The organism is Cellulomonas sp. URHB0016 (assembly GCF_054057935.1).
Genome location: NZ_JBSRZU010000001.1, coordinates 2,338,570 through 2,364,700, shown reverse-complemented (window position 1 = coordinate 2,364,700; position 26,131 = coordinate 2,338,570). Strand labels below are relative to the sequence as shown.

The following is a 26,131-nucleotide window of genomic DNA, read 5'->3' as shown; positions in this document are numbered from 1 at the left end:
GGAGCAGTTCGCGAGGACGGCGCCCGAAGGGCTGTGGAGATCTCGGCCGCGGCGCCCTCCCGCACCTCGATGCACCTGGGGAGAGCTGGGCGGCGATCGGTTCCTTCCTGGGCTGAGCCTGTCCGGTCTCACCACCGGCCGCGTGCTGCGCCGTCTCAACCGACCTTCGCGAGCAGGTCCGCATACCGGGCGACGTACAGCGGCCACCCCTCCTCGTGGGCCACGCTGTCGCGGAGCTGCTGCCAGCGGGCGCCGTGGCGTTCCAGGTGACGGTGCTCGAGCTCGACTCGGGTTCGATGCGGGGACTCGGAGATGAACCGCACCTCGACCTCGCTGGTGACGTCCGGGTCTGTCTCGACCTGCCATTGCGGGCTGATGTCCCAGCTGAAGACGACCCGCTCGGGCGGGTCGAATGCGAGGATGCGCGCCCACCGGCACTCGCTGCCGTCGGCTCCGCGGTCGTAGATGTGTCCACCGACCCGCGGTTCGAGGACCGTCTGCGCGATCGGCACGCCGAGCAGGTTGTGCTCACGCGGCTTGAAGTCGCCGAAACGCTCTGTGAAGAGCGCGAACGCGCGCTCGATCGGAGCGTCGACGACGATCCCGATGGATACGGCGTCTGCCGCCTGCTGCGTCATGGTGCCTCCTGTGATGGTTGCTCTGCGATCTCCTGGTAGCTGCTCAGCGCGCGGTTCCAGAAGGTCTCCAGCTGATCGCGCAAGGCGCCCATGCCCACCGGATCCAACCGGTAGACCCGGCGCGCGCCCGCGGCCTCATCCACCACGACGCCGGCGTCTTTGAGCACCTTGAGGTGCTGAGACACTGCCGGCCGGCTGATGGGCAGCTCGGCCGCAAGCTCCCCGACGGCCCGCGGACGTTCGGCCAAGCACGCCACGATCGCGCGGCGACTGGCGTCACCCAGAACGTCCCAGCCGTCGCCTGCGTGGTAAGTCTGCACGAACGGTAAGTTACGACTTACGGAAGAGACCGTCAACCACGCGGCCACCCCGCCCGTACGGACGCCCAGCACCTCGGCCCGACCGCATCAGCCTCTGGGCGTCGAGCACACCGTGATCATGCGGTCGGCGCCACGTCCGGGGTGGATGCTGCTCGATGATGTCGGGAGCCGGACCGTCGAGGGCGAGCTCGACCAGGTGGGGCAGCTCGAGCAACCCGGCGACCGCGGCGGTTCCAGGCCGGTGGAACTCAGAAGTACCCACGGTCCTCGGCGGCCACGACGGCCGCGTCGTGAGGCTCGAACGGCCACGGCTCTCGGGCCCAGAAGCTGCGGAACCGTGCGGGGTTCCACGGAAAGAGCCCCGTCCTCTCCGGCAGCGGATCCATGTACTCGCCGATGTACTTGCCGTCCCACAGCCGACCCCGAACGCCGTACAGGGTCCACTCGGAACCGCGCCAGTCGAGCACGCGCAGCCCGACGTTGTTCGCGGCCGGCCCTACCACCCACGACCCGACGTATCCGACGTCCAGCTCCACGGTTTTCCCTGGTTCGATCCGTTCCGGCCAGGGCACGACGAAGAACTGGGTGCGCTTGTAGTAGCCGAACCGGAGCACCCCGACGCGGTAGCGCATCTCGTCCGCGTACCAGTGCGGCCGGCCTCCGTCGCCGCCGGCGTAGTAAAGGTCGTCGGGCTTCTGATCCTTGCCCACGGTCACGACCGTCCGCAGCTGCAGCAGCGGACGGTAGACAGGCGCTGAGCTGAAGTTGGACACCCGGATGGTGACCCGCCCGAGGCGATGGGGGATGAGCTCGCTCGGCCAGGACGAGCCCGTTTCCCGGGCCGCCGGGTCGGCCACCACACCGATCTCGACCATCTGGATCTGCTGCAGGAGCTCGGCGCGAGCCTCACCGGCGCGTCGAGAGCGTTCGGTGCGCAACGTCAGCACCAGTGCCAGCACAGCGATCAGGGCCGCGCAGACCGTCCCGATCGCCTCGAAGGTCGTCGGGCTCCAGTCCCACCCATGGCCGGCAAGGTCGACGTTCATGGCGTTCCCTCTCGCAGGTGTCGGTTGAGGATCGCAGCCATGCCCACGTCGGGCGGCGATCAGCTCACGTACGTCCTCGAGCCGCCGGCGCCGGCCCGGCGTCCGAGGCTCTCAGCACGTTCCTGCGATCTCGACGGACCGGATCATCCAGCGTCCTTCGTCGCCGACCTGCAGCAGTGTGATTCGGCCGAGCTCCGGCGCCCACCCGGCCTCCTCGGCTGTCTGAGGCGGCGCCCCGTCCGTCGAGCCGAGCACGACGTCCCGGTAGTCGACGCACAGGGTGGCGGTGGCGTCCTGACCGTGAACCTGCGGCGGGTCCACGTCGACGTGCAGCGTGCCGCCGAGCGTGACTCCTTGCTCCGCATTGGTCCGGACAGCTGTGGCGACGACGTCCTGGACGTCGGCCGACGTCAGCTCGACGAAGACCGGGCTGATCTGACCGGTGGTCAGGGACCGCCAGAACTCCTGGGATAGCGCGCCGCTGCAGGACAGCTGGAGAGTCAGTCCCGGATGCTTGAGGCGGGCCTGGCTGAGCGGGCCGCGTGGGCCGCGAGCGGCCACCAGTGCCTCTCGCCCAGTTCCGTCCGCGTCTGCCACACCCCGGACACGACGGGCTCGCCCGACACGGGGCGCCAGACGCTGAAGCAGGCGACCGGCGTCGGCCACGGGTAGCCGGTGGGGGGATCGAGCACCAGGTTGCGGATGTAGCCCCACGGGCGGACGACCGAGTCGAGGCCGAGCACAGCGGAGGCGAGTGCACGGGCGACGGCGTGGGGATCGGCGCCTGGCGGAACGGTCCGCGTGGGGAGATCGAGCCGATCATCGCTCTCGCGCGGCATGCAGAAGATCTCGCCGGCCCGCAGGACCATGAGCCGGACGAGACCCGTCGGCTCATCGGCGGGCGGTTCACCGAGCATCACGTCAGCGCGGCTTCCGCGCGGGAGCCATGTCGGGTCGGTCCCCGCCTGCAGGAGCACGGGCACCGCTCGGTCATGAACCCCGGAAGGGTCGGAGAGCTCTGTCACACGCCACAGCCTGCACCACAAGCATCGTCGAGGACCTGACCAGCCGGCTCTGAGGACACGGGCAGGCAGCCCCTGAGCCGGTGTGCGTGCGGCGCTACCGCGTTCGCCAGACGACCAGGGCGGCCCGCACGCGGTTGCTGACGCCGAGCCGCGCGAAGCTCCCCGAGGTGGGTGGCTGCGCCCGTCGCGCCGCTCAAGGTGCGCTGCCGGCGCGCGGCCGTGCAGCTGCAGATGTCGCTGCGTGCGACGCGGTGAGCCGGGCCCCGGCGGCGCCCGTCGCGAGCAGGCCGAGGGCCCCGAGCAGCGCGACGCCCGCGAGGAGACCTTTGGCGTGCGTCACGACGCCGAGTGCGGCGGCGACGCCGTCGAGCCGCCCCGGGTACGCGGTGACGAGCGCGACGATCCCGACGTTCTCGAGGTAGTCCGCGATCATCGCCGCGAGCGGGAGGGCGAGCAGGGCGCGGCGTCCGCGCGCAGGGACACCGAGCGACCGGCTCCCGCGGAGCATGGTGAGCGCGAGAGTCACCGCCACGACCAGCGGGAGGAGGACGTCGCCGGTGAGCGTGAACGTGAGCTGGGTGCGCCGCCCGGACGGCCCCCATGCGGTCAGGAGGTCGTCGACGCCGGTGACGGTGAGGTGGCCCGGGGTGTCGAGCGCGTTGCTCGCACCTCCGAAGTCGAGCAGCCCGTGGCCGCCGTGCACGGCGGCGAACCAGGTCGCGAAGATGTTCGCGCCGATGAGCACGACGGCGGTCAGCACCCAGGCGAGCACGACCCCCCGCCGGTCCGCGTAGCGCTCGAGACGCGCGGTCATGACGACTCCTTCCGGACGGCGGCCAGGGCCGCGGCGACGATGACCTCGTCGTGCTCGCGCTCGCCGAGCAGGTCGAAGGCCCCCGGGCGGGACAGGGTCGCGAGCACGACGGGCTGCAGCGCGACGCCGACGAGGATGGACGCGAGCAGGTTGGTCCGGCCGGCGCGGACGACCCCGGCGTCCTGCGCCTCGGTGACGATGCGCTCGACGACGTCGAGCGGGTAGACCGACCCCGCCGGCAGCCGGGGCAGGCGCTGGTGGGTCCCGAGGACCGCGAAGACGAAGGCGTCGGGCTCGGACCGGTAGGTGCTCAGCACCGTCCGCACGACGGTGGCGAGCTTCAGCTCGGGCTCGAGGTCGGCGTCGGCGATCTCGGCCAGGCGCGCGGCGTAGGAGGCGACGAACGTGCCGAACAGCTCTTGGGCGACCGCCTCCTTGGACGGGTAGTGCCGGTAGAGGGCGGACTCCGCCACGCCCGCGCGCTCGGCGATGTGCTTGATGCGGGTGCCGTCGTAGCCGCGCTCGGCGAAGCACGCGAGAGCCGCCTCGAGGATCGCGGGACGCTGGCTCGGGCGGGGCACGTCAGCTCACCGCCGCGGCCGCAGAGAGGCGGCGCACGCCTGGCACGTCGAGCACGCCGTCGGCGCCCAGGAGACGCCCGGGCGAGTGGGCCCCGGGAACGGGTGCGGCGAGGACCGCCTCGACCGCGCGCACGGCGGACTCGGCCGTGAACGCGTAGCCCTCGCCGGTCTCGAGCCAGGCCGTGAACGCCTCGCCCCCGTCCGTACGGGCGGTCACGGAGACATACCCGCGTCGGGCCGCCTCGAACGCCGGCAGGGCGGTGCGCGGGCGCGCCGCTGCCCGAGCCTGCAGCGCGCGGGAGCCCGCGGCCGCACCCAGCACGGGCGCGAGGAGCCGTGCGACGACGGGTGCGCCCGGTACGGCCACGGAGACCGTCATGTCCGGCACCCCGGTGGTGTGGTGCACGGTGCTGAGCTCGCCCACCGCGACAGGCATCACGGTGGCCACGCCGTCCGGCGTACGCACGCGCCGCGCGCCCGACCCGAGCCGGACGCGTACGAGCCGGCCGCCGCGCCGCACGAGTGCGCCCTGGGCGAGGGCCGCGAGCCGGGCGGCCTGGGTCGCGGGGCTCGTGCCGGCGGTCGCGGGGTGCAGCGTGATGTCCAGGCGCGTCGCCCCTGGCGCGAGGTCGACGACGTGGCGCGCCAGGGTGTCGGCCGCGACGCTGCCGAAGCCCGCTCCGGGGAGCACGGTCACGCCGGCTGCCACGGCCGCGGCGTCCGCCGCCAGGACGCGCTCCACCACGTCGACCTCGTTGGCGAGGTCGACGTAGTGGGCGCCGGCGTCGAGGCACGCGTCGAGGAGCGCGGCCGAGGTGCGAGCGAAGGGCCCGGCGGTGAGGAGCACGAGGCCGCCGTCTGCGGCGAGGCGCGTGAGGTTCGCGCGGTCCTCCAGGGGGACGGCGCGCCACGGCAGTCCGAGCCGCTCGGCCAGCGGGCGCAGCGTCGCGGCGGACCGCCCGGCTAGCAGCGGACGATGACCACGTCGCACCGCGGTCTCTGCGACGAGGGCGCCCGTGGTGCCCCCCGCCCCGTAGAGGATCCAGTTCATGGGGTCCGTCTCCAATGTGAGTGAACATTCACTAATATGGCGTCCGGACGCTGGCTCGTCAACTTCGCGGGTTCGGCAGTGCCGGGAGCCTCGCCGTCGGGGTCGAGTCCGGGCCGCGCGTCGGCCCGTCGACCGGCCGGGCCGAGACGGGCCGACCTGTCAGGCTCGGGCCGCACCCCCGCTACCGTCGGGCCCATGATCGTGTGGATCAACGGCACCCACGGCGCGGGCAAGACGACGGTGAGTGCGCTCCTGCAGCCGCTCCTCCCCGACTCTCGCGTGTTCGACGCCGAGAAGGTCGGCGAGACGCTCATGGACATCACGCCCGGGTTGCCCGCCACGGACAACTTCCAGCACTGGCCGCCGTGGCGCCCTCTCGTCGTGGAGACGGCCCGGCACGTGCTCGCCTACACGGGCGGCACCCTGGTGATGCCGATGACCGTCCTGGTCGAGCAGTACTGGCGCGAGATCAGTGCAGGCCTGGCCGAGCACGGCATCCCGATCAGGCACTTCGTCATCCACGCCGACCAGGACGTGCTCCGCCGACGCATCAACGAGGACGCGGTCATGGGTCCGTCCGGGTTCCGCCTCGAGTACCTCGAGCCCTATGCCGAGGCGGCGCGCACCTGGCTGCACGACGAAGCCGAGGTGGTCGACACGACGCGGCTCACGCCGGCCCAGGCAGCCCAGCGCATCGCGGAGGCCGTCGGCTGACGCTCGCTCACCGTCTGAGGTCTGCCTCCGCTACGACGTCACGACGGGTACGTAGCGGAGGAGGACGACACCCGAGCTGAAGCGACGGGACTCCACGAGGTCGAGCCCCACGGCAGGAGACCCGTCGAACAGGCGTCGCCCGTGCCCGGCGACCGCCGGGTGGACGAACAGCCGGTACTCGTCGACGACGCCGGAGCCGACGAGGTCGCGCGCAACGCTGACGCTGCCGGTCACCACCACGTCGTGCGCGCCGTCGGCGCCGGCTGGCCGGAACCAGTCGTCGGAGAGCTCCACGACGCCGTCGAGGGTCATGTTCTCGGTGACCACGAGTCGCATGGGACGTCCTTCCGTGACGTGCGTGGCGCAACCTGGCCCGCCGAGCAGAGCTCCGAGCCTCGGCTGTCATCGGGAGATCGTTCCGCAGTCAGCCTGGAGTGCGCGTGCGGCTCGCGGAAGCGGTGTGCGCTGTGGAGTGCATGTGCGCGGCGCGCGCCTCGTACGTCTCCCAGGCGACGACGAGCAGGTCTGCCCGGAGGGCCGCCACGACCTCCGTCGGCCAACCCGCCGCGGGGACGGCTGCCGAGGCCTCGGTCGACCTCGACTGCAACGGGGCGGCTGCAGGCCCCACATGCGCGGGGAAGTCGGACTCGAGGTGGGGGGACGAGGTCCATGCCGCGAGAGCGCACTCACTAATCCAGCGGTAGCTCGGCGAGAAGTGCTCGCGCAGCCAGCCGACGTCGATCGCCTCGTCACCCACTGGACCGCCTCCGCTGTGTGGCACCACTGTCGCGGGCACCGAGCTCGACCGCTCTCCGGCAGCTCTCCCGGCTTCCGTGACGGTCCGGCGGGACCGCGGTGGACGTCCCCGTTCACGGCCGCCGCGACTCTGCGAGCCCCGCTCGACCGACAACGGCTCGTCGCGGCAGCCCGTCGGGCGGCAGCCACGTGGACGGCCCGCGTCACCCATGCTGCAGGTCAGTACACCTCACTCCCGTCGCCACCGCCTCGCTCGTCGGCGGTGAGAGCAGTCAGGGACCGGATCAGGTCCTCGCGTCGTGCCTCGTCCAACGGTGCGAAGAGCTCCTGCAGCACACCGGCCGTCACCTCGTGGCCGCCGGCCAGTGCGGCGCGGCCCGAGTCGGTGAGGGTGTGGACGAGCCGGCGCCCGCGTCCCGCCGATCGCAGGATGAGCCCGCGTCCCACGAGCCGCGTGGCGAGCGTCCCGAACGCCTGGTCGCTCTGGAACGTCGCGACGGCGAGGTCGTGGCTCGACGCGTGCGGCATCCGGTCGATGGCCCGGAGGGCGTCCCACTGCACGAGGCTGACGCCCACGTCCTGAAGGGCGGCGTCCAGGGCGCGGTGGTTCCGGTACTGGGCGCGTTTGAGCGCCTGTCCGAGCGCCGCGAGGTCCGTCGTCATGCTGCTACGGTATCAACACGTTGACATCAGCATGTTGAGATAGGTGGATCATGACCAGCGTCCTCCCTGCAGATCTCCCCGTCCTCCGGGCGGGCGACCCCGCCGGACCACCCGCGTTGGTCCTCCACGGCGGTGGTGGACCTCGGACCGTCGCGCCGATCGTCGGACACCTCGCGGCGACCCAGCACGCCTTCGCACCCACGCACCCCGGCTGGGACGGAACACCCCGACCGGAGTCGGTCGCCTCCGTCGCGGACCTCGCGCACGCGTACCTCGCGTGGCTCGTCGACCACGAGGGGCGCGACGTCGTCGTGGTCGGCTCGTCGATCGGGGGCTGGATCGCCCTGGAGATGGCCGTGCGGGCCGCTGCCGACGAGCGGTACGCCGGCCTCATCGGCGCTGTCGTGGTGGTCGACACCGTGGGGGTCGTGGTCGACGGTGAGCCGATCGCCGACTTCTTCGCCCTGGACGCCCGCGGTCTCGCAGAGATCGCGTGGCACGACCCCGAGCGCGGCTTCATCGACCCGGCCCTCCTCACGGACCAGCAGCGCGCGGTGCAGCAGGCGAACGGGCGCACCATGCGCGCTGTGGCCGGCACGAGCATGAGCGACCCGACGTTGCTCGGACGACTCGGCGCGGTGGACGTCCCGACCCTCGTGGTGTGGGGTGCGAGCGACCGCGTCGTCACCCCGGCCTACGGGCGGGCGGTCGCCGCCGCTGTGCCCGGTGCGGCGTTCGTCGAGATCCCGGCGGCGGGGCACCTCCCGCACCTCGAGGAACCCGGCGCGACGTGGGCGGCGATCGACTCGTTCCTGGGCTGACCCTGTCCGTCGCAGACCCGGGCCCGGCGCGGACGGCGTCAGCACGGCCGGCGGGCCGGCGGCTGGGAGACGGCTCAGGCCGCGGTGCGGAACCAGGGCGCGCGGAGCAGGACGTCGACGTCGTTCGCGAGCGCGCCGGGATCGGTGTTCGTGAGGAGGACCGCGGCGCCGAGCCGGCCCGACGTGCCGGCGTTGCCGTCGCGGCCGACCCGGCGCACGTGCACCTCGACGTCGCTGCCGAGGCCGCGGACGACCTCGGGGGTGCCGCCCCAGCGCTGACCCGGCATGACCGGCAGCCACAGCCAGGCGCCCTGACTCCCGCTCGTGCGGTCGGGCTCCGGCACAGGCAGCCCTGCCTGGAGCCGCAGGTGCGCGACCTCGAGCTGGACGCCGGCGTGCACGCGGGCGAGCTCCGAGACGGACGCACCAGGAGCGCGCGCGGCGGTCTCCAGGACGACGAGCCGGCCGTCGGGCGTCGTCGCGAACTCCGTGTGGACCACGAACTCGCCGTCGGACCCGAGCGCGTGGACGACGCGCTCGTTCAGCTCGTGCGCCGCGACGGCCGCCGGGGTGCCGTCCGGCACCGTCCACCCACCCATCGCCCGGCCGTCGTGCACGCCGAGCAGGGGTCCCAGGTAGCGCCCTGCCTGCACGGGGCGGACGTCACCGTGGCGCACGAGCGCGTTGACGTGGCCCAGGGCCCCGTCGATGAACTCGTCGACCTGCCAGCCCGTCTCGCCGTCGTGCCGGGCCAGCCACGCGAGGACCGCCGCGGCATCGGCCAGCACCTCGACACCGCGCGAGTTCGCCTCACGGCGCGGCTTCACGACGGCGGGGAGCCCCACGGTCGAGACCACGTGGTCCGCGACGGCGCGGGAGGACGTGACGGCCGGCTCGAGGCTGAGGTACCAGGGGACGGGGACGCCGGCGGCCTCGAGCCGACGTTTCATGAGGACCTTGTCGCGGTACCCGTCGAGCCGCGCGGGGTGTCGCGCGGGCAGGCCCGTCGACGCCCGCAGCCGTGCGCACTCGGTCAGGCAGTACTCGTCGTTGCTGACGACCTCTGCGGAGCCCCCGGGCGCGGACCGCACGACGGGCTCCCACTCGTTTCGTCCGGCGTGCACGACCTCGACCGTCGCGTCGACGTCCTCGCGGAGCACGGTCGCGGTATCGGCGTCGGTGAGCACGACGACCTCGAACCGGTCGGGCGGGAACGCCTCGGCCGGGTCGGTCGTGAGGGGCTGGCGCGAGTGGAGCACGAACACGGGCCGGCGTGCGTTCGCCGTGCGGCCGCGGTCGTCCCACCGCTCGTCCGGAGTCCGCCCGGAGGGCTCACCGCTCATCGCGCCAGGATGCCGTAGCGCCGCAGCCTGCGGGGATCCGCTCCGGCGACCGGACCGACCGGTGGTCGCTGCTTGCTTTAAATCCCTACCAAACCTATCTTGTTATCCGCCGCGCCGGACACGGGTCCGCGCGTCTCGCACGGAAGGAGGTCGTCGTGAGCACCTGTCGTACCAGCTGTCGAAGCGTCGGCCTCTGTCGTGCCGTCGCTCCTTCGTGTTGCTGAAGCAGCACCCCGCGGCCTGACGCCCCACCCCGCGCTCCCGCCGGTCGGTCATCTCCGGCACGCCCCCCGCGCAGCTGCGGCCGCGTCGGCTCCCCCGCCTGGCTCGCCCCTGCCTCGTCCTGCCTACGCGAAAGACACACCCATGCCCGAGACCGCTGCGCGTCCGCTGCACTTCGCCGCATTCGTGATGAACACGACCGGCCACATCATCCAGGGCACCTGGCGTCGCCCGTCCGCTCGGCAGACGAACTTCAACGACCTCGACCACTGGGTCGACCTGGCCAGGACGCTGGAGCGCGGGAAGTTCGACGCGATCTTCTTCGCCGACGTGGTGGGCGTGTACGCGCCGTACCGGGGCGACGAGCGGCGGTACTTCGAGGCCGGCCTGCAGGTGCCCAGCAACGACCCGAGCGTGCTGGCGAGCGCGCTCGCGTACGCCACGGAGCACCTGGGGATCGCGTTCACGGCGTCGGTGCTGCAGGAGCACCCCTTCAACTTCGCGCGTCGGATCTCCACGCTCGACCACGCCGCCAAGGGCCGGATCGCCTGGAACATCGTCACCAACTACCTGCCCAACGCGTCCCGGAACTTCGGCCTCGACGGCCTGACCGGGCACGACGAGCGCTACGCGTGGGCCGACGAGTACGTCGACGTCGTCTACAAGCTGTGGGAGGGCTCATGGGACGAGGACGCCCTCCGGCAGGACCGTGAGACGGGCATCCACGCCGACTACGACAAGGTGCACCGCATCAACCACGTGGGCCCCCGCTACAAGGTCGAGGGGCCGCACCTGGTGAGCCCCAGCCCGCAGCGCACGCCGCTGCTGTTCCAGGCGGGGGCCTCCGAGGTGGGTCGCGAGTTCGCGGCGAAGAACGCCGAGGCGGTCTTCATCCAGAGCCCGACCACCGCAGCCGCGGCGCGCGACACCGCCGACATCCGGCGCCGTGCCGTCGGGCACGGCCGGCGCGCCGACGACCTCAAGTTCTTCCAGGGCCTGTCCGTGGTCGTCGGGTCGACCGAGGAGGAGGCCCGGCGGACGTCGGCCGAGCTCGACGAGTGGATCGACTGGGACGCCCAGCTCTCGCACCTCTCCGGCGCCATCCAGGTCGACTTCGGCTTCGACGACCTGGACACGCCCGTCGGCGAGATCGAGACCGAGGGCGTGCAGTCCGCGATCGGATGGATCAAGGACCTCGTGCCCGACCGCCCCGCCACGTTGCGGGACGTCGCCCGGTTCACGGCCAGCAGCACGCGGCTCGTCGGGACTCCCGAGCAGATCGCCGACCAGCTCGCCACGTGGCAGGCGGCGGGCATCGACGGCGTCAACCTCATCAACGCCGAGATCCCGGGGACGTACGAGGTCTTCGTCGACGAGGTGATCCCGGTCCTGCAGGAGCGGGGGCTCGCCCAGCGCGAGTACTCCCCGGGGACGCTGCGGAGCAAGCTGTTCGGCGAGGGCCCCCGCCTGCCCGACCGCCACCCGGCCGCGCGCTACCGCGGCGCGTTCGCCGGCGTGCCGTCCGGCCCGGACCAGTTGGCGGACGCCCGATGAGCGCGACGAAGAAGCGCCTCGTCCTCAACCTGTTCGAGATGAGCTGCGTCAGCCACATCACCCACGGCCTGTGGCGGCTGCCGGACAACAACCGGCAACGCGTCAACGACATCGAGTACTGGCTCGAGCTGGCCCGGCTGCTGGAGGACGGCGGGTTCGACGCGGTGTTCCTGGCCGACGTCGTCGGCACGTACGACACCTTCCGGGGCAGCGCCGAGACGTCGATCCGCCAGGGCCTGCAGATCCCCAACAACGACCCGGCCGTCGTCGTCCCGGCGATGGCGGCGGTCACCCGCCACCTCGGCTTCGGGATCACCTTCTCGACGACCTACGAGCCGCCGTTCGCCTGGGCCCGCCGGGCCAGCACGCTCGACCACCTCACCAAGGGCCGCGTCGGCTGGAACATCGTCACCTCCTACCTGCCCAACGCGGCGCGCAACCACGGGCTGCCCGACGAGGTCGACCACGACACCCGGTTCGCGATCGCCGACGAGTACCTCGACGTCCTCTACAAGCTGTGGGAGGGCTCGTGGGACGACGACGCGATCGTCGAGGACCGGGAGCACAACGTCTACGCGGACCCGACGAAGATCCGGGCGATCGACCACGTCGGCGCGTACTTCCAGGTGGAGGGCCCGCACCTGCCGAGCCCCAGCCGGCAGCGGACGCCGGTCCTGTTCACCGCCACCCAGTCCGAGGCGGGCCACCGGTTCGTCGGCAAGCACTCCGAGGTGGTCTTCACCGGAGCCCCGAGCGAGACCGCGCTCGCGGCGCTGGTCGCGTCGCTCAAGAACGCGGCCGTCGACGCGGGCCGCACGGCTGACGACGTCAAGGTGATCACGACGGCCGGCGTCATCGTCGGGCGCACCGAGGAGGAGGCTCGCGCCAAGCTGGCCCGGTTCCAGGAGCTCTCGGACCCCGACGGCTATCTCGCCCACGCCTCGCTGCCCTGGGACCCGACCGCCTACCCGCCCGGCACGCCGCTCTCGGAGGTGCCCGACCGGGCGCCGAGCGGCCGCGGCGGCCGGTTCCGGGACACCAGTGCGGCGCAGACCGTCGACGACGTCCTGGCCGGGTTCGGCGACCTGTCGCGGCACCCGCTGCTGGTGGTCGGCACGCCCGAGCAGGCGGCCGACGCGATCGAGCACTGGCTGGACGACGTGGGCATCGACGGCATCAACCTCCTGCAGTACCACAGCTTCGACACGGCCCGGGACTTCATCGAGCTGGTCGTCCCGGTGCTGCGCGAGCGAGGCCGCCTGCGCGAGTCGTACGACGAGGACGAGTCGCTGCGCGACCGCCTGTTCGGCCGCGGCGACCGCCTGCCCGACAACCACTACGCCACCCGGTACCGCGGAGGCGCCCACCTGCCCCGTCCCGACGGCATCTCCGACCCCCTCCCCGCCCCCTCCCCGCAGCGCGCCGAGCTCAGCGCGTGAGACCGCAGAAACGGATCACCATGTCTGTCACCCGTAGACCCCGAACGACCGTCCTCGCCGCCGGCGCCCTCCTCGCCGGGGTCGTCCTCGCCGGCTGCGGCGGCCAGGCCGGGGCCGACGAGCAGAGCACGAGCTCGGGCTCGCCCGTGCAGGGCGGCACCATCACCTACGCCCACGTCCAGGAGCCGCCCTGCATCTTCGGCGGCTGGATCCAGCAGGCCTACATCTCGCGCCAGGTGCTCGACGGCCTCGTCACCGAGGCCGAGGACGGCAGCGTGAAGCCGTGGCTGGCGACCAGCTGGGAGGCCTCGCCGGACGGGCTGACGTACACCTTCACCCTCAAGCCCGGCGTCAAGTTCACCGACGGCACCCCGCTCGACGCCGCCGCCGTCGCCGACAACTTCGACTTCTGGGAGAACCGCAAGGGCAACGGCACGGCCAAGGTCTCGATCGACCCGTACTACAAGTCCGCCGAAGCCCTCGACGCGACCCACCTCGCGATCCACCTGAACAAGCCCTACCCGCAGTTCCTGCGGCTCATCACCCAGGGCTACTTCGGCATCCAGTCGCCCACCGCGCTGAAGACGCGCACCACCGAGGAGAACTGCCGGCAGCCGATCGGCTCGGGCGCGTTCACGGTCGCGGAGTGGAACAAGGGCCAGAACGTCATCTTCAAGCGCAACCCCGACTACACCTCGTGGCCCGCGACGGCGAAGCACGAGGGGCCGGCGTACGTCGACGAGATCGACTGGAAGTTCGTCCCCGACCCGACCTCGCGGTACGCCTCCCTGACCACCGGCCAGACGGACGCCGTCTACGAGGTGCCGACGGTGCAGTGGAAGAACGCGCAGGACAAGTTCCAGACGATCCGCTACATCACGCCCGGCAAGCCCGTCTCGTTCTACATCAACACCCAGCAGGGCCCCTTCACCGACAAGCTGGTCCGGCAGGCGTTCGCGTACGGCGCCGACCGGAAGTCCGCGGTCGAGGCCGGCTTCCACGGCGTGCTGCCGTACGAGCCGAACCCGGCGGTTAGCCAGTCGACCCCCGACTACCTGGAGGGCGACCCGTACCCCTTCGACGCGAAGAAGGCCGCCAAGCTCCTCGACCAGGCGGGCTGGACGGCCTCCGAGCCCGGCGGGATGCGTGCGAAGGACGGCCAGCCGCTGACCGTCAAGCTGGTCTACGGCGCCGGCTTCATCTTCACCGAGGAGGGCGCCACGGTCCTGCAGGCGCTGCAGGAGCAGTGGAAGCAGGTCGGGTTCGACGTCAAGCTCGTGCCGGCCACCCAGGCCGAGCTGTGGGGCGGCAAGTACTCCGACCCGTCGACCTTCGACGCCACCCCGTCGTACTGGACGAGCCCGAGCCCGGCGATCCTCTGGATCGTGTGGCGGCAGTCGGACGCGAGCTACACCAACGGCAACAACCGGTCCTTCTACAACAACGCCGAGCTCACCTCGCTGATCGACACCGCCAACACCGACACGGACACCGAGCAGGCGTCCGACGAGTACAAGCAGGCGCAGAAGACGATCGAGGACGACGCCGCCGGCATCGGGCTCTACACGCAGAACACGCTCGTCGCCGTCTCGCCGAAGCTGCACGACTTCTGGCTCGAGAAGAGCCAGGGCGAGCCGATCTTCTCCGACGCCTACTTCACCAGCGTGCAGTGAGCCGGCCATGACCGCGCTGGCTCCTGACCTCGTGCCGCAGGCACCTCTCGAGGCGCCGACCGCCGCGCCGGCCCGGGCTCGCCGCCCGGGCCCGGCGGGGCGGGTCGCCCGGAAGGCCGGCGTGAAGCTGGTCTCGGCGGTGCTCGTGCTGATCGCCGCGGCCTCGGTCGCCTTCTTCGCGCAGCTCGCCGTGCCCGGCGACCGGGCCACGATCATCCTCAACCTCAAGAACGGGCGCGAGCAGACCTACACGCACGCCGAGCTCGCCTCCGTGAACCACGAGTTCGGGTTCGACCACCCGGTGCTCACGCAGTACCTGCGGTACATCGGCGGTTTCTTCCGGGGCGACCTCGGGACGTCGTACACCCAGTTCGAGCCGGTCACGAAGGTGATCGGTACGCAGATCCTGCCGAGCCTGGTGCTCACCGCCGGTGCTCTGGTCACCGCCTGGGTGATCGCGCTCGCGGTCACCCTGCTCACGGTCAAGCGCGGCCGGCGGGTGTCGGGCACGGGCGCCGCCTTCGAGGCGTTCACGGCGAGCCTGCCGCACTACTGGGTCGGCGTGATCCTGCTCGTCCTGTTCGCCGTCGAGCTGCCGATCTTCCCCGTGATCGGCGGGGACTCGGCGTGGGGGACCGTCCTGCCGGTGCTGACGCTGGCCATCCCGCTCTCGGGCTTCCTGGGGCAGGTCACCCGCGACGAGCTCGACAAGGTGCTCGACCAGCCGTTCATCACCACGGCGCGCACGCGGGGGATGGGCGACACGGCCGTGCGACTGCGGCACGGGCTGCGGCACGCCGTGCTGCCCGCCATCACGCTGTCGGGCTGGGCCATGGGTGCGCTGGTCTCCGGCGCGGTGATCGCGGAGAACATCTACGGGCGGCCCGGGATCGGGCAGGTCCTCGTCACGGCGGTCAACACGCGGGACGTCCCGACCGTGGCCGGGATCGTCGTCGTCGTGGCGGCCGTGTACGTCGTCGCGAACCTGCTCGTGGACGTGACCTACGCGATCGTCGACCCCCGGCTGCGTGCCGCATGACCGCCCTCACCGCACCGGACGTCACCACGACGGCGACGTCCGTACCGCGCCGGCGGCGTGCGCTGCCCGTCTCACCCGGCACCCTGGCCGCCGCGCTGTTCGTGGCCGTCGTCGCGGTCGCGGCGATCGCTCCCGCGCTCCTGGCGTCCACCACGCCGACGCACATCGACCTCGAGAACGCCCTCGCCACGCCGTCGGTGCAGCACCCGTTCGGCACCGACGAGGCCGGCCGCGACGTCCTCAGCCGGGTGATCTACGGCACGCGCCTGTCGCTCACGATCGGCCTGGGCGCGACCGGCGTCGCCATGACGCTGGCGGTGGGCCTCGGGCTCCTCGCCGGTCTGTCCGGCCGGTTCGTCGACACGCTCGTCTCGCGCCTGCTCGAGGTGGCCTTCGCGTTCCCCTCGCTGCTGGCGGCGCTGCTCGTCATCGCGGTCTTCGGGCCGTCGGTCACGACCGCGATCATCGCCGTGGGCGTCGGCTCGACGCCCGGCTACGCGCGGATGGTCCGGGGCCAGGTGCTCAACGTGAAGCAGGCCGGGTACATCGAGTCGGCGCACGCGCTCGGGCACAGCCGCTGGGCGGTCGTCCGGCAGCACCTGTTCCCGAACGCGATGCGGCCGCTGGTCGCGGTCGTGACCCTCGGCGTCGGCCAGTCGATCGTCTGGGCGTCGAGCCTGGCGTTCCTCGGCCTCGGCGTGCCGCCGCCCAGCCCGGAGTGGGGCGCGCTGCTCGACGCGGGGCGCAACTACATCACCACGCAGTGGTGGCTGGAGGTCCTGCCGGGCCTGGTCATCGTCCTGTTCGCCATCTCGGTGACCACCGTCGGGCGGGCCCTGCAACAGCGACTGGAAGGAGCGGCCCGATGACCACGACCGGTACCACCGAGCCCGCCGCCCCGGCGGCGGCCGCCGACGCGGAAGGCGCCGAGGACAGCGGCGCGCCGGCCGCTCAGGGCGAGACCAGGCCGGAGAGCGGGCCGGAGAGCGCGCCGGTGACGCCGCTGCTGACCGTGCAGAACCTGCGCGTCAGCTTCGGGGACCACGAGGTCGTCAAGGGCATCTCGTTCACCGCGTCGCCCGGTCGCTGCCTGGCGATCGTCGGGGAGTCGGGGTCCGGCAAGTCGGTGACGGCGCGCACGCTCGTCGGGCTGACCGGCCCGGGCTCGCGCGTCCAGGCCGACCGGATCGAGCTCGGCGGCGTCGACCTGACGCGCCGGTCGGAGCGCTCCTGGCAGGGCATCCGCGGCAAGGAGATCGGGTTCGTCCTGCAGGACGCCCTGGTCTCCCTGGACCAGCTGCGGCGGGTGGGCGACGAGGTCGCCGAGCCGCTCCGGATCCACGGCTGGGGCCCGGCGAAGGCCCGCAAGGAGCGGGTCATCGAGCTGCTCGACGCCGTCGGCGTCCCCGAGCCGGAGGTCAAGGCGCGCCAGCGTCCCTACGAGCTGTCCGGCGGCCTGCGCCAGCGTGCGCTGATCGCCAGCGCGCTGGCCCTCGACCCGCCGCTGCTCGTCGCCGACGAGCCGACCACCGCCCTCGACGTCACCATCCAGGCCCAGGTGCTGGACCTGCTCGAGGAGGCGAAGCGGCGCGGCCGCGCCCTCATCCTCATCAGCCACGACCTGTCGGTCGTCGCCCGGATCGCCGACGAGGTCGCCGTCATGCGCGGCGGTGAGGTCGTCGAGCAGGGACCCGTGGACGAGGTGCTGCACCACCCGCAGCACGAGTACACGCGGGCGCTCATCGACGCCGTCCCCTCCGAGCACACGCGCGGGCAGCGCCTGGTGAAGGCGTCCTCGGGTGCGCCGTCGACGACGCGGAGCCGTGCACGGATCGAGCGGGGCCGGCCGGTGATCGACGCGCGGCACCTCACCAAGGTCTACCGCGGTCCGGACAAGGTGGACCGGGCCGTCGTCGACGACGTGTCCTTCGAGCTCTTCGCCGGCGAGACCGTCGGCATCGTGGGCGAGTCGGGGTCCGGGAAGACGACCGCCGCCCGGCTCGTGCTCGCGCTCGTCCCGCCGACCGAGGGGCAGGTGCTGCTGCACGGCGAGCCGTGGTCGGCGCTGAAGCCGGCGGCGCGGCGGAGCAGGCGCCGGCAGATCGGCGTGATCTACCAGGACCCGCTGAGCTCGTTCGACCCGCGCTGGCCGGTGGGCCGGATCCTCGTCGACGCGATGTCCACCGGCCCGCGGCCGCCCTCGTCGCGAGCCGACGGGCAGCAGCGCGCCGTGCGGCTCCTCGAGCAGGTGGGCCTCGACGCGACTCACGCCGAGGCGGCGCCGTTGCGGCTGTCCGGCGGCCAGCGGCAGCGCGTGGCGGTCGCCCGCGCGCTCGCCCCCGAGCCCAACGTCATCGTCTGCGACGAGCCGGTCTCCGCGCTCGACGTGTCGATCCAGGCCCAGGTGCTCGACCTGCTCACCGACCTGCAGGACGAGCTGGGCGTGAGCTACCTGTTCATCTCGCACGACCTCGGCGTGATCCACCACATGAGCGACCGGATCCTCGTGATGAAGGACGGCAAGGTCGTGGAGTCGGGCACGGCGGACGAGGTGTTCGAGCGGCCCAGGGACCCGTACACCCAGCAGCTCCTCACGGCCCTCCCCAGGCTGGTGCAGGCATGACGGCCCAGACCACCGACGCGGAGCTCGACGAGCGGTTCGCCCACGTCTTCGACGAGATCGCCGTCGAGGCCACGCACCGCGAGGCCGACCGCCGGCTGCCGTTCGCGGAGGTGGAGCTGCTCCGGAACGCGGGCTTCGGCCGGCTCCGCGTCCCGCGCGAGCTCGGCGGCCTCGGCGCCACCCTGCCGCAGCTGTTCCGCCAGGTCGTCGCGCTCGCCCGTGCCGACTCCAACCTTCCCCAGCTGTGGCGGGGCCACATCGGGTTCGTCGAGTCGCGGCTGACGCACGACGACCCGGAGGTGCGCGACCGCTGGCTCCGGCGCCTCGCCGACGGCGTCATTCGTCGGCAACGCGCAGAGCGAGCAGGGCAACGGGTCCTTCTGGGAGAACGGCTCGACCGTGCGGGAGACCGGCGACGGCTGGCGGCTGGACGGGAAGAAGTTCTACTCGACGGGCAGCCTCTTCGCGGACTGGATCCACACGACCGCGACCGTCGACGCGGCGACCAGCGCGGAGGTGCTGGTCCCGACCAACGCCGACGGGGTGCGCCGGATCGACGACTGGGACGGCTTCGGCCAGCGGCTCACGGGCAGCGGCACCACCCTGTTCGAGGACGTCCGCCTCGACCGGGAGGACGTCCGGCCCTACCCGAACGGCGCCTTCGCGGGCACGACGCAGATGGCGGTCTTCCAGCTGGTCCACCTCGCCACGCTCGCGGGCATCGGCCAGGCCGCCGTGGCGGAGGCGAGCGTGTTCGTCAACCAGCGCGGGCGCAACCTGGCCAACCCCGCCCACCGGCTGCCCCAGCACGACCCGCAGGTCCAGCAGGTCGTCGGCCGGATCCGGGGCAAGTCGTTCGCTGCGACCGCCACCACGCTCGCGGCGGCCGACGCGGTGGACGCGGTCCACCGGGCGCAGCGGGCCGGCACCGTCACCGGCGCGCTCTACGCCGAGGCGGACGCGACCGTCTTCGCCGCGCAGACCCCCGTGATCGAGCTCGTCCTCGAGCTGACCGCGGAGCTCTTCGAGGTCGGTGGCGCGTCGGCGGTCACCGAACGGTTCCGGCTCGACCGGCACTGGCGCAACGCCCGCACCCTCGCGTCGCACAACCCCGCGATCTACCGCCAGACGATCGTCGGCGACCACGTCCTCAACGGCACCGCGCCCAGCGCCTGGATCCAGCGGTCGTGGGACGCCGTCCGGGAGAACCGCGCATGAGGCCGTCCACACCGACCCGGGAGCACACATGAGCAAGCGGCTCTTCTTCAACGCCTTCGTCATGAACACGACGAGCCACATCCACCACGGCCAGTGGCGCCGCCCCGACGCGCGGCAGAGCAGCTTCGAGGACCTGGAGACGTGGCTCGACCTGGCGCGGACCCTCGAGGACGCCAAGTTCGACTCCATCTTCTTCGCCGACGTGTCCGGGCTCTACGGCGACACCGACGCCGACTACTCGGTGTACGTCCGCGAAGGGCTGCAGATCCCGAGCAACGACCCGACGGTCCTCGTCGGCGCGATCGCCGCGCACACCACGGACATCGGCCTCGCCGTGACGTCGAACGTCTTCCAGCAGCACCCGACCAACTTCGCCCGCCAGATCGCCACGCTGGACCACCTCAGCAAGGGCCGGATCGCCTGGAACGTCGTCACCGGGACGCAGGGGAACGCGTACCGCAACTTCGGGTACGCCGGCCTCGAGGAGCACGACGAGCGCTACCGCTGGGCCGACGAGTACGTCGAGGTCACCTACAAGCTGTGGGAGGGCTCGTGGGACGAGGGCGCCGTCCTGCGCGACCGCGCGGGCGGCGTGCACGCCGACCCCACGAAGGTGCACAAGATCTTCCACCGGGGCGAGCGCTACCGGGTCGAAGGACCGTTCCTGTCCTCGCCGTCGCCGCAGCGCACCCCCGTGCTGTTCCAGGCGGGCTCGTCCGGGCCGGGCCGGGCGTTCGCCGCCCGCAACGCCGAGGCCGTGTTCCTCGTCGCACCGACGCGGGAGATCGCGCGCCGGCAGATCGAGGAGACGCGGGCACTCGCGGTCTCCTACGGGCGCGCGCCGCAGGACGTGACGTTCCACCAGGGGCTCAGCTTCGTGGTGGGGGACACCGAGGAGGAGGCGCGGCAGAAGTTCGAGTGGTACCAGCAGTTCGTGAGCTCGGACGGCTACACCGCCCACTTCGCGATCGTCGACCCCGACGGGCGGGTCTACCCGGCGGACACGCCGCTGCGTGAGATCCGCACCGACACGATGCGGGGCTTCCTCGAGAACCTGCAGGAGCACGTGGTCGACCGGGAGCCGACCGTCGCGGACCTCTCGATCCAGCGGCTGAAGGACACGGTCGTCGTCGGAACCCCGGAGCAGATCGCCGACGAGATCGAGCTGTGGCAGGCGGCGGGCGTCGACGGGATCAACGTCATCAACTGGGTGATCCCCGGGTCGTTCGAGGAGTTCGCCGACAAGGTGCTGCCGGTGCTGCGGGCTCGTGGCCTCGCGCAGAGCGAGTACGCGCCCGGGACCCTGCGGCGCAAGCTCTTCGGCACCGACCGGCTGCCCGGCTCGCACCCCGCCGCGGCCCAGCGCGGCGCGTTCACCGACGGCCCGCGGACGTGGGCCGAGGCGGACGCTGCGCTCGCCGCGGAGGCGGACGCACCGCTCGCCGCCGACCCGGTCGGGGTGGCCTGAATGACCGCGACGACGACCCCGCGCCTGGTCCCGGTCCTCACGCGCGACGACGCGGTGGCCGCCGCGGAGGCGCTCTCCGCCCGGCTCGCGGCGGGCGCCGCCGACCGCGACCGCGACCGAACCCTGCCGTTCCGCGAGGTCGCCGACCTCGCCGCCAGCGGGCTCCTGGCCGTGACAGTGCCGGCGGCGCTCGGCGGGGCCGACCTGCCCGCGTCCGTGCTCGCCGAGGTGATCCGGTGGATCTCCCTCGGTGACCCGAACCTCGGCCAGATCCCGCACAGCCACTTCGTGTTCGCGCGGCAGCTGCGGCTGCAGGGCACGCCGGCCCAGCAGCAGCGCCTGTTCGCGGAGGTCGCGGCCGGGAGCCTGTTCGCCAACGCCCAGAGCGAGCGGGGGACCCGGCACGTCCGGGACATCCGCACCACCCTCACCCGCGACGGCGCGGCCTGGCGGCTCGACGGCACCAAGTTCTACTGCACGGGCACGATCTTCGCCGACCGGATCCCCGTGCTGGCGCACCTCGGCGCGGACGGTCCGCTGCACCTCGCGTGGGTGCACCGTGACGCCGAGGGCGTCGAGGTGGTCGACGACTGGGAGGCGGTCGGTCAGCGCACGACCGCATCGGGGACCGTCCGGCTGACCGGCGTCGTGGTCACCGACGACGACCTCACGGACTTCGCGGCCACCTTCGACGGCCCGACGGTGTACGGCGCGTTCGCGCAGCTCCTGCACGCCGCGATCGACGCGGGCATCGCCCGGGCGGCGCTGCGGGACGCGGCGGCCTTCGTCACGACGAAGTCCCGGCCGTACCCCGACGCCGGCGTCGACCGCGCCGCGGACGACCCGCTCGTCGTGCACGCCTTCGGCGAGATGGAGCTCCAGGTGCGGGCCGCGGAGGCGCTGCTGGCGGAGGCGGGGCGCGCCGTCGACCGGGCGGACGGCGACCTCACGGAAGCCACGGCGGGCGAGGCCTCCCTCGCCGTGGCCGCCGCGCGCGCCGCGACGACGCGCGCCGCCGTCGAGGTGTCCAGCCGGCTGTTCGAGGTCGCGGGCACGCGCTCGGCGCTGGCCCACGAGTCGCTCGACCGGCACTGGCGCAACGCCCGTACCCACACGCTGCACGACCCCGCAGCGTGGAAGGTGCAGCACCTCGGCCGCTTCGCCGTCGACGGTGCACTTCCCCCGAGGCACGGACAGATCTGAGAGCGGTGACAGACCGATGAGCAAGCTCAAGTTCCACTGGTTCCTGCCCACCAACGGTGGTGACGGCCGTGCCGTCGTCGGCGGCGGTCACGGTGTCGAGGCGCAGGTCGCGAGCCGGCCGGCGAGCGTCCCGTACCTCGGCCAGATCGCGCGGTCGGCCGAGCAGCTCGGCTTCGACGCGGCGCTGACGCCGACGGGAGCCTGGTGCCAGGACGCCTGGGTGACGACCGCCATGCTCGCCCCCCTGAGCGAACGCCTGAAGTTCCTCGTGGCGTTCCGGCCCGACTCGGTGAGCCCGTTCCTCGCGGCGCAGATGGCGGGGACCTTCCAGAACCTCTCGGGCGGGCGGCTCCTGCTCAACGTCGTCACGGGCGGTGAGGACCACGAGCAGCGGATGTACGGCGACTTCCTCGACAAGGACGCCCGGTACGCCCGCGCGGACGAGTTCCTCACGATCGTCCGGCGGCTGTGGACCGGTGAGACGGTCGACTTCGTCGGCACGTACCTCTCCACCGAGAACGCCACGCTGGCGCAGATTCCGGACCCGCTGCCGCAGATCTACTTCGGCGGCTCCTCCCCGGCCGGGATCGAGGTCGCGGCCAAGCACGCCGACGTGTACCTCACGTGGGGCGAGCCGCCGGCCGCGGTCGCCGAGAAGATCGCCCGGGTCGAGCGCGCCGCCGCCGCCCACGGGCGCACGCTCACCTACGGCATCCGCCTGCACACGATCGCGCGGCCGACCTCGGCCGCCGCCTGGGCGGAGGCCGACCGGCTGCTCGAGCACATCAGCGAGGACCAGGTCCGGCGGATCCAGGACGGCCTGCGCCGCTCCGCGTCGGTGGGCCAGCAGCGGATGCTCGAGCTCAACGGGGGGAGCAAGGACGGGCTGGAGATCCATCCCGGCCTGTGGGCGGGGATCGGCCTGGTCCGCGGCGGGGCCGGCACGGCGATGGTCGGTTCCTACGGCGAGATCGCGGACCTGGTCGAGCAGTACCACGAGGTCGGCATCAGCGAGTTCGTGCTGTCGGGGTACCCGCACCTGGAGGAGTCGTACTGGTTCGGCGAAGGGGTCCTGCCGGAGCTGACCCGCCGTGGGCTCTGGGAGCACCCCGCGCCGGTGGTGTCGCGTGCCGCCGTCCCGTTCGGCAGCGTCGCCCGCCCCGCAGCGGTCGCCTCATGACGGCCGCGACGTTCCCCACGAACCAGGACCTCGACCAGGCCGTGCTGCGGCAGGCGTTCGGGGTGTTCCCGACGGGCGTCGTCTCCGTCGCCGCGGAGGTGGACGGCCACCTGATCGGGCTGGCGGCCAGCAGCTTCACCTCGGTGAGCCTCGACCCGCCCCTCGTCTCGATCAACCTGGCGAGCGCCTCCAAGACGTGGCCCGACCTGCGCCGCGCGCGACACCTCGGCCTCACGGTCCTGGCCGACCACCACGGCCCCCTGTGCCGGCAGCTCGCCGGACCGGTCGACCAGCGGTTCGACGACGTCGCCGTCACCGTGACGCCCGAGGGAGCGGTGCTCGTCGACGACGGTCTGGCGACGTTCGACTGCACGATCTACCGCGAGGTCGAGGCGGGCGACCACATCCTCGTGCTGCTCCAGCTGCACGCCGTCGCCCACACCGGCACCAGCGCCCCGCTCGTCTTCCACCGCAGCGCCTTCGGCCGGCTGGCCGCGGTCTGACCGGGGGCGGGCGACGCACCACCGGGGCGGCGGGCGTCGACCTGACCGTCTGTCCCGGGAGCACGTCGCGCGCCCGGATCCGGTACAGCACCCTGCGCCTCAGCGGGTGGCCCTCGTCGACCGTCCGTCCCGGGAGCACCGCCGCCCGGTGGCGGAGCCCGGCGAGTGCTCCGACGATGGCATCGACCTGGTTCGCAGCGGCCCGGGCACGGGAGGAAGGGCGATCATGAGCGACACATCCGAGGACTCGGGCGCCCGGGCGCAGGAAGGCGGCTACGGGTACCCGACGCTGGAGCAGGAGGTCACCCCGGAGGTGCTCGAGGCGGGTGCCGGGTCCCACCGCTCAGGCGAGTCCCCGGCAGCCGGCACCGAGGCCACCGAGCCCGCCGAGGGTGGCGACGACGGCAACGGGCCGACGCCCGGCGAGCTCGCGGAGGACCCGCCGGTGGTCGAGCCGACCGACTGAGCCGACCGGGTCGCGATCGGAGGACCGGCGTTCAGCACGGACCGCCTCCGACGGCGACCGTCGTGCCGGTCACTCCGGCTGCTCCCCGTGCTGCGCCGCCGGGCGTGCCTCGTGCCCTGGGCGTCCGCGCGTCCGTTCGCGCTCCTTGAGCTGGGCCTCGAAGACGTGCCGACGCCCGCCCATCGTCGCGTCCCGGACGGACCGCTCGGCGTCGGCGAACGTCGCGTAGTACCCGGAGTCGAACTCCTCGACGAGCTGGAAGGTCCAGCGCCCGTCGATCACGTTGCGTCCGACGACGTCGGTCCGCAACGCCTCGGCGAGGTCGGGCCGGCCCGCGGACTCGAGCTGGTCGAGCGCCTCGGCGAGCTCCTTGTCGGCCCGACCGACGAGCCGGTGGAACGCGTAGAGCATCCCGCGGGCGTGCTCGATCACCTCGAAGGCGGCGGTGACCCCTCCGACCGCCTCGACCAGCTCGTCGGAGATCCCCGCGGGGACGGTGTGGTCCTCGTCCGGACCGTCCTGCGCTGCAGTCATCGCCCCATCGTCACCCGGAACGTGCGACCTCGCGCGGACGAGGAACGACGTGGTCCTGCACGTCGAGCACCGGCGGGGCTGCGCCAGGGAGAGGGCGGACGTACCGTCGGGAGCGTGCCCAGTCCCGTGCCGGTCCGTCCCGCGCCCGGGCAGGAGTCCGTGTGGGACTACCCCCGCCCGCCGCGCGTCGAGCCCTGCACCGCCGAGGTGGTGATCGAGCTCGGCGGTGAGGTGGTCGCTCGGACGTCGTCCGCGTGGCGCGTGCTCGAGACGAGCCACCCGCCGACGTACTACCTGCCGCGCTCGGCGTTCGTCGCCGGGTCGCTGCGCCCGGCGGACGGAGCCTCCTGGTGCGAGTGGAAGGGGCGGGCGGCCTACCTCGACATCCTCGGCGGGACGGCCGTGGCGCCCGGCGCAGGGTGGACGTACCCGGAGCCGGCGGCCGGCTACGAGGTGCTCGCCGGTGCGGTCGCCGTGATGCCTGCCGCGATGGACCGCTGCACCGTCGGCGGCGAGGTCGTCCGGGCGCAGGACGGCGGCTTCTACGGCGGCTGGATCACCTCCGGCGTCGTCGGACCGTTCAAGGGCGGTCCCGGTACCTCGGGCTGGTGACGATCGGGTCGTGCAGCTCCCCGTCGAGCTGTGCGGACCACCCGGCACCGAGCGCCCGGGCGTCCACGGTGTCGAACGTGATCCCCTGCACGCTCAGCGACATGGGGCGACGCTAGCAACGGCACGGATCCGGCGGCGAGCACGTCGGCCGACGACCGCGCGGAACGGGATCACCGACGACCGAGCACGAGAGGACGACCGCCATGCGACTCACCCAGAGCGGCGGCAGGACAGCTGCCGGACCCGAGGACTGGTTCACCGGGACCGTCTACCTCGACGCGATCCGCGATCCCGACGACCAGTCCGCCGTCGGCTGCGCGCACGTCCGGTTCACGCCCGGTGCGCGCACGGCCTGGCACCGCCACCCCAGGGGGCAGACGCTGTACGTGACCGACGGCGTCGGCTGGGTCGCCACGCGAGGCGGTGAGGTCCGCGAGATCCGCCCGGGCGACGTCGTGTACATCGAACCGGGCGAAGAGCACTGGCACGGCGCCACGGCCGACCGGTTCATGGCGCACGTCGCGATCCAGGAGGCGGACGAGCACGGTCAGGTCGTCACCTGGCTGGAGCACGTCACCGACGGCGACTACCGGCGTCGCTGATCCCCTGCTCGTGATCGCGCGGC

29 protein-coding genes and 1 pseudogene are annotated in these 26,131 nt (G+C 72.7%); 17 read left to right on the top strand and 13 right to left on the bottom strand.

Translation table 11 applies throughout. The features are described from left to right. Positions 1-155: 155 nt before the first annotated feature. The 7 genes from ACVW07_RS10945 to ACVW07_RS10915 all read right to left on the bottom strand — a co-directional run bounded on the left by ACVW07_RS10945 (position 156) and on the right by ACVW07_RS10915 (position 5,475). Positions 156-638, bottom strand: coding sequence for an SRPBCC family protein (locus ACVW07_RS10945; protein WP_456819277.1), 483 nt, complete (start codon positions 636-638; stop codon positions 156-158). After that, entirely contained in the window at positions 635-958 is a 324-nt protein-coding gene (locus ACVW07_RS10940; protein WP_456819276.1) for an ArsR/SmtB family transcription factor, read from the bottom strand. The genes ACVW07_RS10945 and ACVW07_RS10940 overlap by 4 nt, the downstream gene beginning before the upstream one ends. A 248-nt stretch (positions 959-1,206) precedes the next feature. Next, positions 1,207-2,004 (bottom strand): hypothetical protein, encoded by a 798-nt coding sequence (locus ACVW07_RS10935; protein WP_456819275.1) that lies wholly within the window; start codon positions 2,002-2,004, stop codon positions 1,207-1,209. Positions 2,005-2,115: 111 nt separating this feature from the next. Next, positions 2,116-2,565, bottom strand: coding sequence for a hypothetical protein (locus ACVW07_RS10930; RefSeq protein WP_456819274.1), 450 nt, complete (start codon positions 2,563-2,565; stop codon positions 2,116-2,118). A gap of 657 nt (positions 2,566-3,222) precedes the next feature. Next, entirely contained in the window at positions 3,223-3,843 is a 621-nt protein-coding gene (locus ACVW07_RS10925; protein ID WP_456819273.1) for a hypothetical protein, read from the bottom strand. After that, positions 3,840-4,424 (bottom strand): TetR/AcrR family transcriptional regulator, encoded by a 585-nt coding sequence (locus tag ACVW07_RS10920; protein WP_456819272.1) that lies wholly within the window; start codon positions 4,422-4,424, stop codon positions 3,840-3,842. Before ACVW07_RS10920 ends, ACVW07_RS10925 begins: the two co-directional genes overlap by 4 nt. 1 nt (position 4,425) lies before the next feature. Continuing rightward, positions 4,426-5,475 (bottom strand): saccharopine dehydrogenase NADP-binding domain-containing protein, encoded by a 1,050-nt coding sequence (locus ACVW07_RS10915; protein ID WP_456819271.1) that lies wholly within the window; start codon positions 5,473-5,475, stop codon positions 4,426-4,428. 195 nt (positions 5,476-5,670) lie between these two features. On the opposite strand from ACVW07_RS10915, the gene ACVW07_RS10910 reads away from it, so the two are divergent. Continuing rightward, entirely contained in the window at positions 5,671-6,189 is a 519-nt protein-coding gene (locus ACVW07_RS10910) for an AAA family ATPase (RefSeq protein ID WP_456819270.1), read from the top strand. A gap of 30 nt (positions 6,190-6,219) precedes the next feature. Here the strand turns inward: ACVW07_RS10910 and ACVW07_RS10905 are convergent, their stop codons facing one another. From ACVW07_RS10905 to ACVW07_RS10895, 3 genes are all read right to left on the bottom strand, one after another. Next, complete coding sequence (locus ACVW07_RS10905; protein WP_456819269.1) at positions 6,220-6,525, bottom strand: dihydrofolate reductase family protein; 306 nt, start codon at positions 6,523-6,525, stop codon at positions 6,220-6,222. Positions 6,526-6,613: 88 nt separating this feature from the next. Continuing rightward, positions 6,614-6,946, bottom strand: coding sequence for a hypothetical protein (locus tag ACVW07_RS10900; protein WP_456819268.1), 333 nt, complete (start codon positions 6,944-6,946; stop codon positions 6,614-6,616). Positions 6,947-7,164: 218 nt separating this feature from the next. Beyond that, positions 7,165-7,608, bottom strand: coding sequence for a MarR family winged helix-turn-helix transcriptional regulator (locus tag ACVW07_RS10895; RefSeq protein ID WP_456819267.1), 444 nt, complete (start codon positions 7,606-7,608; stop codon positions 7,165-7,167). A gap of 50 nt (positions 7,609-7,658) precedes the next feature. On the opposite strand from ACVW07_RS10895, the gene ACVW07_RS10890 reads away from it, so the two are divergent. Next, positions 7,659-8,429, top strand: a complete 771-nt coding sequence (locus ACVW07_RS10890) for an alpha/beta fold hydrolase (protein ID WP_456819266.1) — start codon at positions 7,659-7,661, stop codon at positions 8,427-8,429. 74 nt (positions 8,430-8,503) lie between these two features. Here the strand turns inward: ACVW07_RS10890 and ACVW07_RS10885 are convergent, their stop codons facing one another. Next, positions 8,504-9,772, bottom strand: a complete 1,269-nt coding sequence (locus ACVW07_RS10885; protein ID WP_456819265.1) for an ATP-grasp domain-containing protein — start codon at positions 9,770-9,772, stop codon at positions 8,504-8,506. A 366-nt stretch (positions 9,773-10,138) separates the two neighbouring features. Here ACVW07_RS10885 and ACVW07_RS10880 point away from each other — a divergent pair, with 366 nt between their 5' ends. From ACVW07_RS10880 to ACVW07_RS10820, 13 genes and pseudogenes are all read left to right on the top strand, one after another. Further along, positions 10,139-11,548: an LLM class flavin-dependent oxidoreductase gene (locus ACVW07_RS10880; RefSeq protein WP_456819264.1), complete on the top strand. Its 1,410-nt coding sequence runs from the start codon at positions 10,139-10,141 to the stop codon at positions 11,546-11,548. Then, entirely contained in the window at positions 11,545-12,987 is a 1,443-nt protein-coding gene (locus tag ACVW07_RS10875) for an NtaA/DmoA family FMN-dependent monooxygenase (protein ID WP_456819263.1), read from the top strand. The genes ACVW07_RS10880 and ACVW07_RS10875 overlap by 4 nt, the downstream gene beginning before the upstream one ends. A gap of 20 nt (positions 12,988-13,007) precedes the next feature. Beyond that, on the top strand, positions 13,008-14,660 hold the full coding sequence (locus tag ACVW07_RS10870; protein ID WP_456819262.1) for an ABC transporter substrate-binding protein: 1,653 nt from the start codon (positions 13,008-13,010) through the stop codon (positions 14,658-14,660). A 7-nt stretch (positions 14,661-14,667) separates the two neighbouring features. After that, on the top strand, positions 14,668-15,699 hold the full coding sequence (locus ACVW07_RS10865) for an ABC transporter permease (protein ID WP_456819261.1): 1,032 nt from the start codon (positions 14,668-14,670) through the stop codon (positions 15,697-15,699). Then, positions 15,696-16,568, top strand: coding sequence for an ABC transporter permease (locus ACVW07_RS10860; protein ID WP_456819260.1), 873 nt, complete (start codon positions 15,696-15,698; stop codon positions 16,566-16,568). Before ACVW07_RS10865 ends, ACVW07_RS10860 begins: the two co-directional genes overlap by 4 nt. Next, complete coding sequence (locus ACVW07_RS10855) at positions 16,565-18,322, top strand: dipeptide ABC transporter ATP-binding protein (RefSeq protein WP_456819259.1); 1,758 nt, start codon at positions 16,565-16,567, stop codon at positions 18,320-18,322. The genes ACVW07_RS10860 and ACVW07_RS10855 overlap by 4 nt, the downstream gene beginning before the upstream one ends. Continuing rightward, positions 18,319-18,597 (top strand): annotated as a pseudogene (locus tag ACVW07_RS10850) (monooxygenase); the annotation flags it as partial. The gene ACVW07_RS10855 and the pseudogene ACVW07_RS10850, both read left to right, overlap by 4 nt. 124 nt (positions 18,598-18,721) lie before the next feature. Next, entirely contained in the window at positions 18,722-19,540 is an 819-nt protein-coding gene (locus tag ACVW07_RS10845) for a hypothetical protein (protein WP_456819258.1), read from the top strand. A gap of 28 nt (positions 19,541-19,568) precedes the next feature. After that, entirely contained in the window at positions 19,569-21,008 is a 1,440-nt protein-coding gene (locus ACVW07_RS10840) for an NtaA/DmoA family FMN-dependent monooxygenase (RefSeq protein ID WP_456819257.1), read from the top strand. Beyond that, complete coding sequence (locus ACVW07_RS10835; protein WP_456819256.1) at positions 21,009-22,211, top strand: SfnB family sulfur acquisition oxidoreductase; 1,203 nt, start codon at positions 21,009-21,011, stop codon at positions 22,209-22,211. 16 nt (positions 22,212-22,227) lie between these two features. After that, the gene (locus tag ACVW07_RS10830) at positions 22,228-23,391 is read left to right on the top strand and encodes an LLM class flavin-dependent oxidoreductase (protein ID WP_456819255.1); all 1,164 of its coding nucleotides are present in this window, start codon (positions 22,228-22,230) and stop codon (positions 23,389-23,391) included. Beyond that, positions 23,388-23,894, top strand: a complete 507-nt coding sequence (locus ACVW07_RS10825; RefSeq protein ID WP_456819254.1) for a flavin reductase family protein — start codon at positions 23,388-23,390, stop codon at positions 23,892-23,894. The genes ACVW07_RS10830 and ACVW07_RS10825 overlap by 4 nt, the downstream gene beginning before the upstream one ends. Positions 23,895-24,120: 226 nt before the next feature. Further along, complete coding sequence (locus ACVW07_RS10820) at positions 24,121-24,360, top strand: hypothetical protein (RefSeq protein ID WP_456819253.1); 240 nt, start codon at positions 24,121-24,123, stop codon at positions 24,358-24,360. Positions 24,361-24,429: 69 nt separating this feature from the next. On the opposite strand, the gene ACVW07_RS10815 is transcribed toward ACVW07_RS10820, so the two are convergent. Then, positions 24,430-24,894: a hypothetical protein gene (locus tag ACVW07_RS10815; RefSeq protein WP_456819252.1), complete on the bottom strand. Its 465-nt coding sequence runs from the start codon at positions 24,892-24,894 to the stop codon at positions 24,430-24,432. A 114-nt stretch (positions 24,895-25,008) separates the two neighbouring features. Here ACVW07_RS10815 and ACVW07_RS10810 point away from each other — a divergent pair, with 114 nt between their 5' ends. Next, complete coding sequence (locus ACVW07_RS10810; RefSeq protein ID WP_456819251.1) at positions 25,009-25,506, top strand: DUF427 domain-containing protein; 498 nt, start codon at positions 25,009-25,011, stop codon at positions 25,504-25,506. On the opposite strand, the gene ACVW07_RS10805 is transcribed toward ACVW07_RS10810, so the two are convergent. Next, positions 25,475-25,609 carry a hypothetical protein gene (locus tag ACVW07_RS10805; RefSeq protein WP_456819250.1) on the bottom strand — a complete coding sequence of 45 codons (135 nt, stop codon included), beginning with the start codon at positions 25,607-25,609 and terminating at the stop codon, positions 25,475-25,477. The genes ACVW07_RS10810 and ACVW07_RS10805 overlap by 32 nt on opposite strands. Before the next feature lie 100 nt (positions 25,610-25,709). On the opposite strand from ACVW07_RS10805, the gene ACVW07_RS10800 reads away from it, so the two are divergent. Continuing rightward, the gene (locus ACVW07_RS10800) at positions 25,710-26,108 is read left to right on the top strand and encodes a (R)-mandelonitrile lyase (protein ID WP_456819249.1); all 399 of its coding nucleotides are present in this window, start codon (positions 25,710-25,712) and stop codon (positions 26,106-26,108) included. Positions 26,109-26,131 lie beyond the last annotated feature (23 nt).